Source organism: Chitinophaga sp. YR627, assembly GCF_900114995.1.
Classification (GTDB): domain Bacteria; phylum Bacteroidota; class Bacteroidia; order Chitinophagales; family Chitinophagaceae; genus Chitinophaga.
The window spans coordinates 179,522-194,107 of sequence record NZ_FOUX01000008.1 but is presented as its reverse complement, the minus strand read 5'-3'; the positions used below and the strand labels follow the sequence as shown (position 1 = coordinate 194,107).

The following is a 14,586-nucleotide window of genomic DNA, read 5'->3' as shown; positions in this document are numbered from 1 at the left end:
TCTGTATCTGTACTGTAAATCTATGCAATTTAACTTTGAGAAAAAGAATACTACATGCAAGGGCAACTGATCATTGATACTCCTGATGAACTGAGAAAATTACCCATTTCAGACCTATATCAGCTATGTGAAGAACTACGGATCTATTTAATTGATCATGTCGCTACAAATGGAGGACATTTCAGTTCCAGCCTGGGTGTTATCGAACTTACAGTTGCGCTTCATTATGTATTTAATACACCAGTAGACAAGCTCGTTTGGGATGTCGGTCATCAGGCATATCCACATAAATTATTAACGGGCAGAAGGAATCGTTTCCACACTAACCGTCTGGCAGGGGGAATCAGCGGGTTTCCCTGTATGGAAGAGAGTGAATTTGATGCTTTTGGCACAGGTCATTCATCCACCTCTATTTCAGCAATAGTGGGAATGGCCTGTGCAGCCAGATACCGGGGAGAAAATAAGCGTCAGCATATAGCGGTTATTGGCGATGGCGCCATGACGGCAGGACTGGCATTTGAAGCATTGAACAATGCAGGATACGAACAGCCAGACATGCTGGTCATATTGAATGACAATAATATGTCGATCGATGCCAATACAGGAGCATTACAAAACTATCTTACAGCCCTGACAACTGATAAGTATTATAATGCCATCAAATCACACATCAAAAAACTGCTATCGCTGAATAGAGGTATTGAAAAGGGGCCGGTTGACATCATAAAGAAGCTGGAGAAGGTCATAAAAGGAGGACTACTACGTTATAGTAACCTGTTTGAAGCCCTCGGCATCCGGTATTTCGGCCCTGTTGACGGCCATGATCTTAAAAAGCTGATCAGCGTTCTGGAAAACCTGAAACATATCCCGGGTCCCAAGCTACTACACTGTGTTACCGTTAAAGGAAAGGGCTTTGCTCCGGCGATGGCTGATAAGGCAAAGTGGCATGCAACTGGCACATTTAACAAATACACAGGTCTGGCAACAAATAAGACACCCGCCAATCATACAACAACTTTCCAGGAACTCTTCGGCAATACACTTATTGAGCTGGCCCAAAAGAATCCCCGTATTATAGCCGTATCCCCGGCAATGTTGTCCGGAAGCGCCCTCACCAGCATGAAACAGGAAATGCCCTCACGAGTTTTCGATGTTGGTATCACAGAGCAACATGCAGTCACCTTTTCAGCTGGTCTGGCCGCCGATGGGATGTTACCTTTCTGCACAATATATTCTACCTTCCTCCAGCGCGCCTATGATCAGGTGATCCACGATGTCGCCTTGCAAAAACTCAATGTCGTATTTTGTATCGACCGTGCCGGTGTAGTGGGTCCGGATGGCCCTACGCACCATGGCGCCTTTGATATCTCCTTTCTGAGATGCGTTCCAAATATCACCGGTGCATCTCCTATGGATCTGGAGGACTTCAGAAACCTGTTATTTACAGCTCAGACCAACACTGTAAACGGACCTTTTGCCATCCGTTACCCTAAAGCTGCCGGAGCAGGTAATCCAGCTGTCGCTCCCTTTAGACAACTTGAACTAGGTAAAGGCAGAAAGATCAGGTCAGGCAGGGATATCGCTATACTGTCTCTCGGACCAGTCGGTCAATATGTAATAGATGCCTGTAAGGAACTGGAAGCAGATCAACTGGAAGTTGCCCACTATGACCTGCGCTTCTTCAAACCACTTGACGAAGCCTTACTACACGAGGTATTCCAGCAGTTTTCAACAGTGATCACCGTCGAAGATGGTTGCATTTCCGGTGGAGTGGGTACCGGTGTGATGGAGTTCATGGTAGATCAGGGATATCAGGCTACACTTAAACGCCTTGGATTACCAGACACATTTGCTATGCAGGGAACACAGCAACAGTTGCATGAATTGTATCGCTATGACAGGAAAGCGATTGTCTCCCTGGTCAGGACATTGATGCTGAAAGCTGAAAAGGTGGTGATTTGCTAACTGTGTGTATTATAAATCACTACTGATAAAGTGTGAATATCATTCAAAAGCCGGACATTTGCCTCAATGCTTCGTTAAGCAGTAGCTCATCTTATTTTCCTCAAATAAATTCAAGAGAAATGAAGATAAGAAAAAACAGCAGACAGCGGTCATTCATACAGGACAAACAAATACGTAAAACGCTGCATGCACATTGGCTGGCGTCAGCAGCTGGCGATATAGCCGCAGAACATGACATCTATGATGACAATGTCATTTGTGATTATCCACAATCAGGAGAACGTATAAAAGGACGAAGCAATTTACAGGCCCTGAGAGGCCATCACCCTGGTAAACCATCCGGCTTTGTAGTCAGACGAATTGTCGGGAGAGGCAATCTCTGGATCACCGAATACACAATCACCTATCAGGGACATCCTGCGTACACCGTCAGCATGATGGAGTTTCAAAATAATAAAGTGGTGCATGAAACACAGTACTTTGCGGAGCCTTTTGAAGCGCCCGCCTGGCGAAGTCAATGGGTACAGATGATGAATAAATGAACAATAAAGCCTCCAGCAATTGCTGAAGGCCCTGCACTATAATATCGTATTTAATACCCCTCCATCCGCTCTTACAGCAGCACCGTTTATAGCAGTAGACAAGGGACTACAAAGATAAACGGCCAAACCTGCGATTTCTTCCGGCACAATAAATCGCTGTAATAGTGAATGTGCGTTTGTACTTTGCAAAATAGCTGCCTTCATCTCTTCCTCAGCGATATTACGGGCCTGCGCGATCTGCTTTACGGCAACTGCCACACCATCTGAATAGGTAGGTCCCCCAAGAATAGTATTAACTGTTACTGCCGTACCACGGGTAAGCTTAGATAAGCCATTGCTAAGTGAAAGCATAGCCGTTTTTGTCGTGCCGTAGTGAATCATATTAGCCGGCACATTTACACCTGACTCACTACTGATAAAAATGATCCGGCCCCATTTTCTTTCAATCATCGCTGGTAATAAGGCCCTTGACAAACGTACACCGCTCATGACATTTACATCAAATATAGATTGCCACTCGCTGTCTGTAATGTCTCCAAAGTCCTTTAATGCAAAGACACCGACATTATTCACCAGGATGTCCACAGCAGGCAGTGTTTCCAATAACTGATACACCTCCTGCTCTTTTGCAAAATCAGCCGCAATACCAGAGACATTACCTGCTGGTTTTCCTGACAGGAGTTTACCGACTGCTTCATCTACTCCTGTTTTTGTTCTCCCGTTGATAATAACATGCACACCTTCCTCCAATAGCTGTTGCGCTACAGCAAAACCAATTCCCTGTGTAGACCCGCTGATAAAGGCCGTTTTCCCTTTCAATTGTAAATCCATATCTATTTGTTGACTATTTTTGTAATGATCAATACAAAAATGGTTAAAAAAAATGTCAGCTTATCACTGACAGTTGCATTTCGATTAATTTCTGCAAGGCCTGTTTACTGGGATACATCCTTCTGGTGATATTCAGTCCGTTCCATACTGTAATCAGATAACGCGCCAGTAAGTCCGGCGCATCCTGGTTCTTTATCTCCCCACTCTCCTGCCCTTTCTTTATGGCCGCAGCAAACATCTTCTCCACTTCTTTTAATATCGTCACCGCTTCGGTTTCCAGTTCATCATCCAGGAAAGTCATTTCCACCACCGTATTAGATATGATGCACCCTTTCAGATGCTCCTCTTCACTAGCCGTGGCCAATGACAAAAAGAAAGTCCTGATCTCAGTAATAGGAGATGTACTATTCTTTAAGAGCACCTTAAAGTCCATAAAAGCCTGTCTACGCTGCTGTATAGCCTTACTGAACAACTCCTTTTTTCCGCCTTTGAACGTGTTATAGAAACTGCCGCTACCCATTTCTGTTGCCTTCAGCAGATCGTCCAGCGATGTAGCCGCAAAGCCTTTTTGCCAGAACACAGATTGCGCTTTTTCCACAACACGCGCATGGTCAAATGTGGATGGTCTTCCTTTCATATTTTTGTATCAATCACTACAAAAATAGTAAAAACCGGTTAATTAAAAAGTTTTCTGTAAGCAAGCGGGGTATATTGGGTTTTGTTCTTAAACAGTTTATTGAATGATTGCGGATACTCAAAACCAAACAGGTAGGCTATTTCAGCCACCGATAGATTGGTGGTCGTAAGGAGTTCTTTTGATTGCTCGATCAGTTTGTCCTGTATATGTTGCTGTGTGCTTTTACCCGTGAGCGAACGAAGCATATTACTCAGGTAATTGGGAGACAGGTGTAGTTTATCGGAGAAATACTGTACCGATGGCAATGTTATATTTTCCGTACTTTTCTCTGCGAAATATGCTGACAATAGTTCATCGAACTTCACTAACAGATCACTGTTCATTGTTTTACGGGTGAGGAACTGCCTGTTGTAAAACCGTTCAGAATAACTCAATAACAGGTCGATATAAGACAGTATAACACCTTCACTATAGTGGTCTATACCCTTTTCAATTTCTGTACGGAGCATCTGCATAATGGCGATCACCATCTCTTCTTCTTTTTCAGAGAGATGAAGCGCTTCATTTACCGCATAACTGAAAAATTCACAACTCTTAATTCTCGTATTCAAGGGATGCCTGCGGATAAAATCAGGATGAAATACCAGGCTCCAGCCTTCAGGCCGGTGATCATCAGGGATATTAGAGACAATCTGTTTCGGGGCCAGAAAAGACATTACACCCTCATCAAAGTCATAATGGCTTTGTCCATACCGCACCTTCTGGGTCACACACCTTTTAATAGAAATACAGTACAGGTCGAGCATAACACTCCGGTATCGCTCATCAGTATCATATTGCATATCTGCAAAATTAAATACACTGACGAGCGGATGATATGGCCTGGGTAAAGACAATATCCGGTGTTGTTCGGATACTGTCTTTACATGATATGGAGATTCTTTCTTCATTCCATATAATTGATTACAAAAATAGACATTACTGATCAATGTTATTCATCGACACCGCATCGTACCTGTCGCCCAGATCGGTCCCCAGGGGAATGATCGATTCCAGCCTGTTCATATCCTCACCGGATAACTGAATAGCAGCGGCCGCTATATTCTGCTCCAGGTATTTTGGACGTTTGGTACCAGGAATAGGCAGATGTCCTTTCGCTAACACCCAGGCAATCGCTAACTGAGAAGGTGTAATGCCTTTTTCTGTTGCCATCGCAGTGATCTTCCTGACCAGCCCAAGGTTCTTCTCCAGTTGTTCTCCCTGAAAACGCGGCATGCTCTTTCTGAAGTCATTAGCAGACAGGTCTTCTACCTTTGTAATATTACCTGTAAGATATCCACGACCCAAAGGAGAATAGGCGACCAGACCGATACCCAGTTTTTGAAGGGTGTCAATAATACCCGCGGTTTCAATACTCCTTTCGAAAATGGAGTATTCAGACTGTACCGCTGTAACAGGATGTATCTGGTGAGCACGGTGAATAGTTTCACTGGATACCTCTGATAAACCGATATACCCTACCTTACCCTCTTTGATAAGATCAGCCATGGCGCCAACCGTTTCTTCAATAGGGGTATTCGGATCGAGGCGATGCAGATAGTACAGATCGATATAGTCTGTTCCAAGATGGCGAAGCGACCTTTCTACCGCCTTTTTTACATATTGTTTCGTTCCGTTGATCTGCCAGGTAGCCTGTCCCTCGTCATCGATCTCATAACCAAACTTAGTAGCAATAATATACTGACTTCTCTTTCCCTGGATCGCCCTGGCGATCAACTGTTCATTTAAATACGGGCCGTAAATATCAGCAGTGTCCAGGAAATTACAACCCAGCTCCAGCGCCCTGTGAATAGTATGTATGGCTACTGCTTCGTCAGCGGCCCCATACAGATCACTGCCTCCGGCGAATCCTGTCATCCCCATACAACCAAGTCCAATAGTGGGTACCTCTAATCCCCAGCTACCTAATACGCTTTGTCCGATATTATTCATAGTCATTACTTTATGACTGCAAATGTCCGTCCGGCTGAAATCAGAAAAGTAGCCGTATCTCAGTAATATGTATCCAAAGCCACCTGCCTTTCCTTCCCTGATCCGGAAAATCCCGAAAAAGCATACAAGCATCCGGAATTCGTATTATGTGCCGCTCCCCCTTTCATATGACCTTTACATCATCATCTTAAACATCAGAATCATGAATAAAACGATCTTCATTACCGGTGCAAGTACAGGTCTGGGCAATGCAACTGCCAGGCTTTTTCAGACAAAAGGATGGAATGTAATTGCCACCATGCGTAACCCTGAAAAGGATACCGAACTAAAAGCTTTAGACAATGTACTGGTTACCCGGCTCGATGTACTGGACATCGCCTCTATAGAAAATGCCGTACAGGAAGGTATCCGGAAATTCGGCCATATCGATGTACTGGTAAACAATGCCGGATATGGTGCTTATGGCCCTTTAGAGTCCTTTCCAAGGGAAAAGATCATTCGCCAGTTCAATACCAATGTGATCGGGCTGCTGGATGTGACCAGGGCTGTATTACCTTATTTCCGCCAGCAGAAAAGCGGCACCATTATCAACATTTCCTCTATCGGTGGTAAAATCACCTTCCCATTAGGTGCTTTATATCATGGGACTAAATTCGCTGTCGAAGGCATCTCAGAAGCCCTGACCTATGAAGTGGAACAGTTTAACGGAAAAGTAAAAATCATTGAACCAGGTGCTATTGCTACTGATTTCGCCAGCCGTTCCTTTGATTTTAATAATGATGAATCACTCAGCGAGTACCAGTCACTGGTAGGAAAAGTAATGGAAGCTACCTCCGCTTTATATCAGCACGCATCCTCCGGAGAAACGATCGCACAGGTTATCTATGAAGCGGCAACCGATAATAGTAATCAGTTAAGATATGCTGCCGGAGAAGATGCAAAGGTCTTTATAGGCAACCGCCTGCAACTGGACGATGCTACCATACTCGGTGGAATAAAACAACAGTTTGGCATATAAACCATACTACGATAAATGAGCGTCATTGCATACAATGATGCTCATTTATCCACACAACATCCGGATATTCTGAAGTATATTTAGGCATAAACACATACACATCATCAGCCATGAGCGAGTTTGTTCATCTACAGACGATAGCAGATCTATTGAAGTTGTTTCAACCGGGAGAAAATCTGCACCACCCGCTGATCACTATTATAGATTTCGGTAAAGTAAAGGGACATGTCGGCGATGGAACGAAGATTGCAGCGGACTTCTATTCCATCATGTTCAAAACCTACGCGAATAACTATGTGAAATACGGTCGCAAGAACATTGACTTCCAGGATGGCAGTCTTATTTGTATGGCGCCCGGCCAGGTCATAGAAATGGATAGTGAAATTGAAACCTCAGATAGTATGGCAGGATGGGGAATATTCTTTCATCCCGATCTGATTAGGGGTACGTCTCTCGGTGACAAAATGAAAGAATATAATTTCTTCTCTTATGAAATATCTGAAGCGCTTCATTTGTCTGAAAAAGAAAGACAGATCTTATATGACTGTGTGCTAAAAATTGAAGCTGAATTAAGGGAAAACATTGATATCTATAGTCAGAACATCATTGTCTCCACACTTGAATTGCTCCTGAGTTATTGCATCCGGTTTTATGGCAGACAATTCATCACCCGAAAAAGCTCTAACAATGCCGTCGTGGCACAGATAGAAACAATGCTGAATGAATATTTCAAGCAGCATGATATACAGGAAAGAGGATTGCCAACTGTCAAATACCTGGCAGAACAGGTACACCTCTCTCCCAGCTACCTCAGCGATCTGCTTAAAAAAGAAACGGGTAAAAATACACAGGACCACATCCACTTCCACCTGATCGAAGAAGCAAAGAACATCCTCTTAAGCACCAATAAATCCGTGAGTGAAATAGCCTATTCTCTGGGCTTCGAATATCCCCAGTATTTCAACAAACTTTTCAAGCAAAAGACCGGAAAAACGCCCGTCGAGTTCAGGAATATGAACTAGCAACAAAATCATCCCCTTATTCTGCCCGAAGTTTTCTTGTGCACGATCATTCAGGCTCCCGCTGTCATCACCATTACTGCGAATGCCTTAAATTGCAGTATCACTCAAAACGAACGCCATGCAGACGTATGAAAGAAAAACACCTGAAGATCTGGACTGTGGTATTACCGTGTTTATGAAAGTACTTGGCGCTAAATGGAAGCCCTGCATTGTTGACCTGATCAACCGCGGTTATAAAAGACCCAGCGAAATACAGAAACAACTGATCACTGCAACTCCAAGGGTCGTGGAAATGCAGCTAAGCGAACTGGAGACCTTCGGTATTGTCAGTAAGAAAGTACATAAAGGATTCCCGCTACACGTAGAATATTCATTGACCGCCATGGGGCACAGCATTTTGCCAGTGATCCTGTCCATGGACCAATGGGGAGCCACCTATTCAGATAAAGTCAAAAAGGTGGTCAATGGAAAGACAATGACAACTCAATCCTTGCCCTGCCTGCATCCCGCTACCGAATAATTTTTCGGTTATTGATTCCCCCCTCCGCATACCTGATTTTTGTGTTCAATCAACGACGTATCGAACATGAAAAATTTAATTTCACAAGCTGCCTGGGGACTCAATGATGTATTCAAAATATCCCTGTGGGCTGTCATCGTATATATCACCTGGTCTTTTATGCACGGCGCCGATCATTTCCTGACACTCACACAGGAAGCGCTTGGCAAATACTTTGACCTGAAATGGATACTCATCCTCCATATTACTGCCGGCGGCGGTGCATTAGTACTGGGACCTTTACAATTCTGGGAAAGACTACATGCCAAAAAATGGCTGCTGCACCGCATATTGGGCACCCTTTATCTGTTTGCTATACTGGCCAGTAGCTGCTGTGCTGTTATTCTATCTTTTACAACCGCCTATAAGGTCAACTGGGCCTATGCTTTTTCCCTCCAGGTATGGGTAAGCGTCTGGATGTCCGCTTCATTTATTGCCTGGTGGGTGGTGCGCAAAAAACAGATCAAGCTGCATAAGGAATGGATGACAAGAAGTTATATAGTGACAATCGCATTTGTTATCTCCGGTCTGAGTTTCAGACTCCCCTTCGTACAGGCACTGGGAAGTTTTGAAGAGGTCACGCCTTCTCTCTTCTGGATGGGATGGGCAGTACCATTGTATGTGTATGAAGTGATATTGACACTCCGGCAAAAGAAAGCACGTTAATCAGCAGCTACTTCGTCTTCGCTGTTACCCGTTTCAGAAAGTCCTGCATCAGACTCAAAATAACCGGCTCAGCTTCATCGAGCGCAAAATGCCCTCCTTCAACAATATGTACTTCTGCATCCGGAACATTCTCCTTGTATTTCCAGGCGCCGGCTACCGTAAAAGAAGGATCATATTGTCCCCATATGACCTGCATGCTGGGTTGATGTTTGCTGAGCCATTCCTGCCATTTAGGGTATGACCGGACATTACTCTGATAATCATAAAACAGCTCCAGCTGAATATCTGGCATACCAGGTTTATTTAAGAACAGGTATTCGTCCGTGTAATTATCAGGGTTAATTCGTTCCGGTACGGGCGTACTACCGATATGCCTTTGTTTCGTCGCTTCAAAGCTGATAAAGTTCTTCTTCACAGCATCGTAGTATTTCTCCTTATCCGCCCAGAAAGCTTTCCTGGTTTCCCATAAAGGTGACAATCCTTCCTGATGGCTCACGGCATTCTGTACAATGATCGCCTGTATTTTCTCCGGATGCTTCTCAGCGATCCGCATACCAATAGGTCCACCATAATCCTGCTGCACCAGTATAAATCGCTCTAAACCCAGCTGTGTGATAAACCTGTCTGTATATTCCGCCAGGTTATCAAAAGTATAATCAAAGCTATCCACCGGAGGCTGACTGCTATGCCCAAAGCCGATGTAATCAGGAGCAATTACATGGTAGTCAGCCGAAAGCTTTTCCAGTAAAGGCTGCCACATCCGGGATGAAGATGGAAAACCATGCAGGAAAACAATGGCTGGTTTATCACTACTCCCGCCTTCCCGGTAAAAAATGTTATAGTTACCGACTGACACTGTTTTATATAAAATAGTGCTGGTATTACCGGCAGTCGCTTGATTGCCTGCTGATCGTAACTGTTCCATCTTTTGATCTTTGTGTTGAGAATAGAGGAGTGTATTTCCTATGATCAGGAAAAATGACAGAATGATTGCACGCTTAGCTAAGAATTCCATATACATGCTTTTATCACACCTCTAATGTACAATAATCGCCTCATTCACCGGCTTACGCCATTGGGGGTCTATTTTCGCATCGTTTGCTCTCTTGCCTACGGCGATAACCACCGGAATGACCGAGCCATAAGATAAGCCCAGGATCTTCGCTATAGCAGGCGCTTTAAATCCCTCCATCGGACAACTATCATAGCCTTTAGCCGCTACTGCCAGCATCATATTCTGTGCAGCATAGATCGCATTTCTGGCCATCCATTGCCGCATACCCGCCGGTGACAGGGGAAATAATGTAAACACCGGCATCAGCTGACGGATAATCCATAATAAAGGCGACCAGACAGGTAATCCGCCGATATTCAGAAAACTGCGCATGGTTTTTATATTCTTCAGATGATAGGCCCTGGTACGCTCATCCAGCTGATCCGTTTTCTGAATATAATCGAGTTGGCCGTCAATCGCATTTCGGGTAATCTTTTTACTGGCCACAACGACTACGAGATAAGTAGCCGTCATTGCTGCCCGCTGACTATTACAGGCCTTCGCAACCAATGATTTAACCGCAGGATCTTTCACCCAATGTAACTCGTAAGGTTGTGAATTTGCACTGGAAGGCGCCAGCATTGCTGCTTCCAGTATCTCCTGCATATCATTGTCAGGAATAGATTCTCCCGTAAAATCCCTGACAGATCTCCTGCTGGCATTAAGCGACTGAAAATAAGTCCACGTTGCCCCCGCTGTTGTTTGCATAGTATTGCTGCTGTTTAAATTCTAAACAAACTTACTTAGCTTTATCTACCGAAAACAGATTACTAACCTTCATGAAAGGACTTATGTCTGACAAAGCAGCAGTAGCGGAAGTAAATACAGGGGAAAAATGCTCCTACGAGAACAGTCAGGACGCAGTGAGATCAATCAGGGACGCATTTGATGCTATACAAGGCAGATGGACACTTCCAATACTGATATCGCTGGCATACGAACCAAAGCGTTTTATGCAGCTATCCCGTGATATACCCGGCATATCTGATAAGATCCTGTCCAGAGAATTAAAGCAGATGGAAATGAATCAGCTGCTTTGCCGTACTTCCAGTGAGGAGTTTTCTTCCGTAGTAGAATATGCACTGACGCAACATGGAAGATCAGTAGAAAAACTAATGAAAGAGCTAAAGACCTGGGGAGATACACACAGAAAACAAATTTTAGGCAGATAAGCAATACCTATGCAATACATATTAATGGACACTAACCATAAAATGGTCAGTGCCTGGAGAGAATTCTTCTCAGATGCAACAGATGTTACTATCAGAGAAGGTGATATCACAAAACTGGCTGTTGATGCAATCGTAAGTCCGGCCAATTCCTTTGGCTTTATGGATGGCTCTCTTGACTATGCTATCTCAGAAAGACTTGGCTGGCATCTGGAGAAAGAATTACAGGCGAAAATAAAAGCATCTCCTGAAGGAGAATTGCTGATCGGTCAGACCATCGTAATGGAAACCGGAGACAAGACGATTCCTTATCTTATCTCCGCCCCTACAATGCGTATCCCTACCAATTTTAATATCGATACTTCCATCAATGCCTACCTTGCAATGAAAGCATTGCTGATAGCTGCCACCAGAGACGAGCGGATCACCAGTGTCGCTATACCCGGACTATGCACAGGTGTAGGACGTATGCAACCCATTATTGCTGCCAGACAGATGTTCGTCGCTTATGAAGAAATCGTACTGGGGAAAAAACAGGATTTCAGCAGCTTTGGTGAAGCACAGAAATATCACTGGAACCTGAATCCACAGGGGATGATATGGACGCACTAAATACGTTCATTATTCCTCTGCATGCAACCCTAACCTGTTTCCTTCAGAATCAATAATTACCGCAATATATCCCGCCGGGATCTGCGTCTTCGGTACAACTACTTTTCCGCCCGCTCCTGCTATTCTGTCCAGTACAGTTTGTAAGGAGGGGCTTGCGTTAATGTACACCATCGTACCATCTGCGGAAGGCTTGTTTTTCTCTGATTTTGATAATACCCCGGTTACCCTGCCGGACGTAGCCTGCACCGTATTGGGGTCATAAGGGAAAAAGACAGCCTCATTTCCCCCGTCATTACGGATCGTCATTGTGATGTCCAGTATCGTCTCATAAAACTGCTTCGCTCTCTGAATATCTGTTACAGGAATTTCAAACCAGGTAACGACATTTGTCTGCGCATCTATCTTTTTAAGCTTTCCCATTTTCTTACATTTTATAGTTAAAGTGATCTATCTACAGATATTCAAAAAGCAGGCCTGTATGGCATACAGCATCAGCCCTGCAACGCAGGACAAAAGTCTGATTTCAGCATATTTTCTACCTGTGACGATCGTCACAAAATGTAATCAGGGAACTCTTCTTTTCCGTATACGGCTCAGCGTTTCTCTTGCTACGCCAAGAAAAGAAGCCAGTTGTGTCTGGGAGACTCTTTGTAAAAGCTGTGGATGCTTCTCCTCTATGTAGGCCAGACGGTCTTTAGCAGAATAGATATTAAATAAGGTTGCAAACTCATCCTGTTTCGCGGCAAAGAGCCGGATGCAGTTCCTTCCCAGGGCCTCTATTTCGGGCGTCTGCCGGGCCGCTTCAAATAATAAGACTTTATCAAAAACAATCGCTGTAAGTGGTTCACAGGCTATAATACTGGCAGCAGACTTTTCTCCGCTACCAAAACTTCTGATATTGGTAGCGATATCATTCTCCAGATAAAAGGCAGTATTCTTTTCAATACCATCTATTTCATGAAAACTGCGGCAGTAGCCTTTTTCAATAAAAAAGAGCGATTGACAAACCGCTCCTTCCTTTAATAAAAATTCATTCTTCTTAAATTCCTGTGTCGACAGTGCCGGTTGTAAGCGTATCCAGCTTTCCTCAGAAAAGATTGTCAGCGCATGAATAAATCGTAATAAAGACTCCATATTCAATAATTTACACCTGCCATCCTAAGCTGCTTCCTTTACCTGAAAATCCTCAGCGCTTGACCCATAATGCAGTGATAATATCCAGATAACCTCCACCACAATACCTATTTTCTGCACTACAGGTAAGATCTCCATAAATTGCTGGCTGTAATAAATGTACGTCATCAGATAAGAAAGCAGCAGGGTGATCACAGAGATGATACCCAGCAGATGCAGTTTGGCTTTGAAGCTAAACACCATAATATAGAATGCACAAAGCAATCCCAGTGTATCTGCAATGGTCACCATGATATCATGATAAGGTGTTACCGCCAGAAATGCAAATACCATCGCTCCGATACCTGTATATCTGATAATACTGGCAGCACCTTTTGCCGGTATCCTTTTCGAAAAATCAATGAAAAAAGCCACATAACAGGCACACAGCAAACACCAGCCGCTGATCGCCCAGATACGGGACGTATTATCTGCACCGTTGATGGCCTTCGGACTAAACAAATTACATAAGTAGTTATTTCCCCAGTCAAAACCGGTAGTAGTGGCACTTGCATAAGAACCGCCGGGGTAAACAATTGTGGCTATTATCAACAGGGCCAGCGAAATGATGACGCCATAGATCAGCCAATACTTTCTGTTCATGTGTAAAAGATTAGGGATTTGATCATCGAATTTAAGGTTTATTGCAGTTATCCACAATCTTTCGGAGATTTATTCCCCTATCTTCGCAAAAGCCATTACCTGATAAGTATGTTTTTCCATTTCAGAAATAAGTTTCCCCGCCTTAATGTCTACTGGGATAAATATCTGGAATTTCAGCAGCGGCTGGATGTTCCGGCTAAAACCATCTTACTGGATGAAGGCAAAATATCACAAAACTACATCTATATAGAAAAAGGCTGTGTCAGAAGTTATTTCAACAAAAACGGAGAAGACAAGACCGTACAATTCTTCTTCGAAGAAGAAGGTTTAAGTTCGCTGGAAAGCTTTGTGAATAACCTCCCCAGTCAGTTCACCATCGAAACCATCGAACCCTCTGTTATTTACTTATTACCCAAACAGTATGTGGCGCAACTGATCGCAGAACTCAGCAACGAGGCCGACTTCACACAGATGATATTATACATGTCCGCACAACGGCAGACGCACTATATCAACGAATTTGTGTCCTTTATCCGCGATACACCGGAAGAACGTTATCAACATCTCCTGCAGGAACGACCGCATATCGTACAACGGGTACCACAGCATTATATCGCCTCCTATCTCGGTGTCAGCACGGTACACCTTAGCCGTATTAAAAGTAAACTGGCAAAAGGGAAAACCCGTTTCTGAAGTTGATAACATATGTTATCGTCCCGACCCTCGCTTCCACACTAATTTTG

General features: G+C 43.9%; 18 protein-coding genes. 9 read left to right on the top strand and 9 right to left on the bottom strand.

The annotated features are described in order from the left end of the window. Positions 1 to 54: 54 nt before the first annotated feature. Both dxs and BMZ72_RS34950 read left to right on the top strand, forming a co-directional pair. Positions 55 to 1,965, top strand: coding sequence for a 1-deoxy-D-xylulose-5-phosphate synthase (dxs, locus tag BMZ72_RS34955; protein ID WP_089815978.1), 1,911 nt, complete (start codon positions 55 to 57; stop codon positions 1,963 to 1,965). Between the two features lie 119 nt (positions 1,966 to 2,084). Next, a complete protein-coding gene (locus BMZ72_RS34950; protein ID WP_218155328.1) occupies positions 2,085 to 2,507 on the top strand; it encodes a nuclear transport factor 2-like protein in 423 nt (140 codons plus the stop codon). A 36-nt stretch (positions 2,508 to 2,543) separates the two neighbouring features. On the opposite strand, the gene BMZ72_RS34945 is transcribed toward BMZ72_RS34950, so the two are convergent. From BMZ72_RS34945 to BMZ72_RS34930, 4 genes are read right to left on the bottom strand one after another with little or no spacing between them, the layout of a single operon-like run. Next, complete coding sequence (locus tag BMZ72_RS34945; protein WP_089815976.1) at positions 2,544 to 3,338, bottom strand: SDR family NAD(P)-dependent oxidoreductase; 795 nt, start codon at positions 3,336 to 3,338, stop codon at positions 2,544 to 2,546. A 55-nt stretch (positions 3,339 to 3,393) separates the two neighbouring features. Continuing rightward, a complete protein-coding gene (locus BMZ72_RS34940; RefSeq protein WP_089815974.1) occupies positions 3,394 to 3,975 on the bottom strand; it encodes a TetR/AcrR family transcriptional regulator in 582 nt (193 codons plus the stop codon). Between the two features lie 38 nt (positions 3,976 to 4,013). After that, positions 4,014 to 4,925, bottom strand: a complete 912-nt coding sequence (locus BMZ72_RS34935) for a helix-turn-helix domain-containing protein (RefSeq protein WP_089815973.1) — start codon at positions 4,923 to 4,925, stop codon at positions 4,014 to 4,016. A gap of 28 nt (positions 4,926 to 4,953) precedes the next feature. Continuing rightward, positions 4,954 to 5,967: an aldo/keto reductase gene (locus tag BMZ72_RS34930; protein WP_255373375.1), complete on the bottom strand. Its 1,014-nt coding sequence runs from the start codon at positions 5,965 to 5,967 to the stop codon at positions 4,954 to 4,956. Positions 5,968 to 6,169: 202 nt separating this feature from the next. On the opposite strand from BMZ72_RS34930, the gene BMZ72_RS34925 reads away from it, so the two are divergent. The 4 genes from BMZ72_RS34925 (at position 6,170) to BMZ72_RS34910 (ending at position 9,232) form a co-directional block, all read left to right on the top strand. Further along, entirely contained in the window at positions 6,170 to 6,985 is an 816-nt protein-coding gene (locus BMZ72_RS34925) for an SDR family oxidoreductase (protein ID WP_089816082.1), read from the top strand. Positions 6,986 to 7,095: 110 nt separating this feature from the next. Beyond that, on the top strand, positions 7,096 to 8,007 hold the full coding sequence (locus BMZ72_RS34920; protein ID WP_089815969.1) for a helix-turn-helix domain-containing protein: 912 nt from the start codon (positions 7,096 to 7,098) through the stop codon (positions 8,005 to 8,007). A 118-nt stretch (positions 8,008 to 8,125) separates the two neighbouring features. Beyond that, a complete protein-coding gene (locus BMZ72_RS34915; RefSeq protein WP_089815967.1) occupies positions 8,126 to 8,527 on the top strand; it encodes a winged helix-turn-helix transcriptional regulator in 402 nt (133 codons plus the stop codon). Positions 8,528 to 8,593: 66 nt separating this feature from the next. Continuing rightward, entirely contained in the window at positions 8,594 to 9,232 is a 639-nt protein-coding gene (locus BMZ72_RS34910) for a DUF2306 domain-containing protein (RefSeq protein ID WP_089815965.1), read from the top strand. 7 nt (positions 9,233 to 9,239) lie between these two features. On the opposite strand, the gene BMZ72_RS34905 is transcribed toward BMZ72_RS34910, so the two are convergent. Together BMZ72_RS34905 and BMZ72_RS34900 are read right to left on the bottom strand one after the other, a co-directional pair. After that, complete coding sequence (locus tag BMZ72_RS34905; protein ID WP_089816081.1) at positions 9,240 to 10,247, bottom strand: alpha/beta fold hydrolase; 1,008 nt, start codon at positions 10,245 to 10,247, stop codon at positions 9,240 to 9,242. Between the two features lie 21 nt (positions 10,248 to 10,268). Then, on the bottom strand, positions 10,269 to 10,994 hold the full coding sequence (locus tag BMZ72_RS34900; protein WP_089815963.1) for a nitroreductase family protein: 726 nt from the start codon (positions 10,992 to 10,994) through the stop codon (positions 10,269 to 10,271). A 71-nt stretch (positions 10,995 to 11,065) separates the two neighbouring features. Here BMZ72_RS34900 and BMZ72_RS34895 point away from each other — a divergent pair, with 71 nt between their 5' ends. Next, positions 11,066 to 11,458 (top strand): winged helix-turn-helix transcriptional regulator, encoded by a 393-nt coding sequence (locus BMZ72_RS34895; RefSeq protein WP_089815961.1) that lies wholly within the window; start codon positions 11,066 to 11,068, stop codon positions 11,456 to 11,458. A 9-nt stretch (positions 11,459 to 11,467) separates the two neighbouring features. Beyond that, the gene (locus tag BMZ72_RS34890) at positions 11,468 to 12,067 is read left to right on the top strand and encodes a macro domain-containing protein (protein WP_089815959.1); all 600 of its coding nucleotides are present in this window, start codon (positions 11,468 to 11,470) and stop codon (positions 12,065 to 12,067) included. A 9-nt stretch (positions 12,068 to 12,076) separates the two neighbouring features. On the opposite strand, the gene BMZ72_RS34885 is transcribed toward BMZ72_RS34890, so the two are convergent. The 3 genes from BMZ72_RS34885 to BMZ72_RS34875 all read right to left on the bottom strand — a co-directional run bounded on the left by BMZ72_RS34885 (position 12,077) and on the right by BMZ72_RS34875 (position 13,843). Further along, positions 12,077 to 12,487 carry a VOC family protein gene (locus BMZ72_RS34885; RefSeq protein WP_089815956.1) on the bottom strand — a complete coding sequence of 137 codons (411 nt, stop codon included), beginning with the start codon at positions 12,485 to 12,487 and terminating at the stop codon, positions 12,077 to 12,079. Between the two features lie 144 nt (positions 12,488 to 12,631). Beyond that, the gene (locus BMZ72_RS34880) at positions 12,632 to 13,201 is read right to left on the bottom strand and encodes a Crp/Fnr family transcriptional regulator (protein ID WP_089815955.1); all 570 of its coding nucleotides are present in this window, start codon (positions 13,199 to 13,201) and stop codon (positions 12,632 to 12,634) included. 24 nt (positions 13,202 to 13,225) lie between these two features. Continuing rightward, positions 13,226 to 13,843 carry a hypothetical protein gene (locus BMZ72_RS34875; protein WP_089815953.1) on the bottom strand — a complete coding sequence of 206 codons (618 nt, stop codon included), beginning with the start codon at positions 13,841 to 13,843 and terminating at the stop codon, positions 13,226 to 13,228. Between the two features lie 108 nt (positions 13,844 to 13,951). Here BMZ72_RS34875 and BMZ72_RS34870 point away from each other — a divergent pair, with 108 nt between their 5' ends. Beyond that, the gene (locus BMZ72_RS34870; protein WP_089815951.1) at positions 13,952 to 14,536 is read left to right on the top strand and encodes a Crp/Fnr family transcriptional regulator; all 585 of its coding nucleotides are present in this window, start codon (positions 13,952 to 13,954) and stop codon (positions 14,534 to 14,536) included. The last annotated feature ends 50 nt before the right edge of the window (positions 14,537 to 14,586 follow it).